This window comes from Micromonospora sp. 4G55 (assembly GCF_016803375.1).
The window spans coordinates 1-3,281 of record NZ_JAEVHN010000676.1 but is presented as its reverse complement, the minus strand read 5'-3'; the positions used below and the strand labels follow the sequence as shown (position 1 = coordinate 3,281).

The following is a 3,281-nucleotide window of genomic DNA, read 5'->3' as shown; positions in this document are numbered from 1 at the left end:
CGGGCCAGTTCGGCGGCGGCCGGCCGGTGGGCGGACAGGTCGACCTGACCCAGCGGTTCCCGGTCGGCCCCGGCGGTGGAGCCGTTCTCGGGGCTGGTCGAGGAAATGGGCGGCACGGCGGCGGCTCCGGGGTGTATTTGCGGCGGATATGGCAAAGGTCAGGTTCAGCAGAACCGGTGCCGTCAAGAATACGAGGAGACCCGGAATTGCGTGATCGTGCGCGTGGAAGCGTTCCCAGAAACCCCCGCGAACACGGATAGTCGTGATGGTTGTGCCTATTGTCACCGAACGGTCCCAGGCCACCCGATGTTCGCTTAACCTTCGCCCACCGATCGGTGCTGGCACCGGGATTACCGGTGGCCTGCCCCGGGGTATGAGGCAGCTGAACCTTCGTTAAGTGTCAATTCCGGCGCGCGTGGGAGGCTCTGGTGGCAGCGCAAGAGACGGTCGATCACAAGTACGTCTACGACTTCGCCGAGGGCAACAAGGACCTCAAGGACCTGCTCGGTGGCAAGGGGGCCAACCTCGCCGAGATGACCAATCTCGGGCTGCCGGTCCCGCCCGGGTTCACCATCACCACCGAGGCGTGCAAGGCGTACCTGGCCACCGGCGAGGAACCCGCCGGGCTGGCCGGTCAGATCGCCACCCACCTGGAGGCCCTGGAACGCGAGATGGGCCGCCGCCTCGGCGACCCGGACGACCCGCTGCTGGTGTCCGTACGCTCCGGCGCGAAGTTCTCCATGCCCGGCATGATGGAGACCGTCCTCAACGTCGGCCTCAACGACCGCAGCGTGGTCGGGCTCTCCGCCCAGGCCGGCGGCAACGACCGGTTCGCCTGGGACTCGTACCGCCGGCTGATCCAGATGTTCGGCAAGACCGTCTGCGAGGTGCCGGGCGAGGAGTTCGAGCACGCCCTGGACGAGGCCAAGCGCGCCAAGAGCACCACCAACGACCTCGACCTCGACGCCGACGACCTGCGCGGGCTGGTCGACGCGTACAAGAAGATCTTCCTCAAGCACACCGGCCGGGAGTTCCCGCAGGAGCCGCGCGAGCAGCTCGACCTGGCCATCCGTGCGGTCTTCGAGTCGTGGAACGCCGAGCGGGCCGTGCTCTACCGCCGCCAGGAGCGCATCCCGGCCGACCTCGGCACCGCGGTCAACGTGGTCTCCATGGTCTTCGGCAACCTCGGCCCCGACTCCGGCACCGGCGTCGCCTTCACCCGCGACCCGGGCAGCGGCGCCCAGGGCATCTACGGCGACTACCTGGCCAACGCCCAGGGCGAGGACGTCGTCGCCGGCATCCGCAACACCGTGCCGCTGCAGGAGCTGGAGCAGCTCGACAAGAAGTCCTACGACGAGCTGCTCACGTTCATGGCCCGGCTGGAGGGGCACTACAAGGACCTCTGCGACATCGAGTTCACCATCGAGCGCGGCAAGCTCTGGATGCTGCAGACCCGGGTCGGCAAGCGCACCGCCGCCGCCGCGTTTGTCATCGCCGGGCAGCTCGTCGACGAGGGCCTGATCGACCTGGACGAGGCGCTGCACCGGGTCAACGGCGCGCAGCTGGCACAGCTGATGTTCCCCCGGTTCCGGCTCGACCACGAGTTCCAGCCGGTCGCCAAGGGCATCGGCGCCTCACCGGGCGCCGCCTCCGGCAAGGTGGTCTTCACCTCCGCGCGGGCGGTCGAGCTGGCCGCCGAGGGGGAGTCGGTGATCCTGGTCCGCCGGGAGACCAACCCGGACGACCTGAACGGCATGATCGCCAGCCAGGGCATCCTCACCTCGCGGGGCGGCAAGACCAGCCACGCCGCCGTGGTGGCCCGGGGCATGGGCAAGACCTGCGTCTCCGGCGCCGACGAGATCGACGTGAACGTGCCGGCCAAGCGCTTCACCGTGGCCGGGCAGACCGTCAACGAGGGCGACATCGTCTCCATCGACGGCACCACCGGCAAGGTCTACCTCGGCGAGGTCCCGGTCATGCCGTCCGAGGTGGTGCAGTACTTCGAGGGCAGCCTCGAGCCGGAGCACGTCGACAACCCGCTGGTTCGGGCCGTACACCGGATCATGAGCCACGCCGACGCCAAGCGGCGGCTGGCGGTCCGGACGAACGCCGACACCGGGGCGGACGCGGCCCGGGCGCGGCGCTTCGGCGCCCAGGGCATCGGCCTGTGCCGCACCGAGCACATGTTCCTCGGCGACCGGCGGGAGCTGGTCGAGCGGCTGATCCTGGCCCGCACCGACGACGAGCGGGAGTCGGCGCTCGCCGCGCTGCTGCCGTTGCAGCGCGACGACTTCGTGGAGATCTTCCGCGAGATGGACGGCCTGCCGGTCACCGTGCGGCTGATCGACCCGCCGCTGCACGAGTTCCTGCCCCCGCTGGAGCAGCTCGCGGTCAACGTCGCCGTCGCCCAGGAGCGCGGCGAGGACGTCGCCAAGGAGGAGGCGCTGCTCGCCGCCGTCCGGCGGATGCACGAGGAGAACCCGATGCTGGGCCTGCGCGGCGTGCGCCTCGGCCTGGTCATCCCGGGCCTGTTCGCGATGCAGGTCCGGGCCATCGCGGAGGCCGCCGTCGCGGTCACCCGCGCCGGGGCGGTCGCCAAGCCGGAGATCATGGTGCCGCTGGTCGGCGCGGTGCAGGAGCTGGAGACGGTACGGGCCGAGGCCGAGAAGATCATCGCCGAGGTGGTCGGGGACAGCGGCGTCGAGGTGCTGATCGGCACCATGATCGAGGTGCCCCGGGCGGCGCTGACCGCCGGGCAGATCGCCGAGGCGGCGCAGTTCTTCTCCTTCGGCACCAACGACCTGACCCAGATGGCCTGGGGCTTCTCCCGCGACGACGTCGAGGGCGCGTTCTTCTGGCGCTACCTGGAGCTGGGCATCTTCGGCATCTCGCCGTTCGAGTCCATCGACCGGGACGGGGTGGGCCGGCTGGTCCGGATCGCCGCGGAGGAGGGCCGGGCGGCCCGGCCGGAGCTGAAGCTCGGCGTCTGCGGCGAGCACGGCGGCGACCCCGACTCGGTGCACTTCTTCCACGAGGTGGGCCTGGACTACGTCTCCTGCTCTCCGTTCCGGGTCCCGGTGGCCCGGCTGGAGGCCGGCCGGGCGGCCGTCGAGACCGACGGTTCCGACAGCCGCTGACCGCACGACCGACGGGCGGCTCCCGGGTGCTCCCGGAGCGCGTCGTCGTCGGTGGGTGTGGTGCGTCGCGGAGGGCCCGGCCCTACAGCGGCGGGCGCCGCCAGGTCGATCCGGGCCGTCGCCGCGCCAGCGCCGGCAGCGGGG

Annotated in this window: 1 protein-coding gene; it reads left to right on the top strand. The window is 71.0% G+C overall.

What is annotated here, in order from left to right; all coding sequences use genetic code 11:
• The first annotated feature begins 428 nt into the window (after positions 1-428).
• Positions 429-3,137 carry a pyruvate, phosphate dikinase gene (gene ppdK / locus JNW89_RS32170; protein ID WP_238451920.1) on the top strand — a complete coding sequence of 903 codons (2,709 nt, stop codon included), beginning with the start codon at positions 429-431 and terminating at the stop codon, positions 3,135-3,137.
• Positions 3,138-3,281 lie beyond the last annotated feature (144 nt).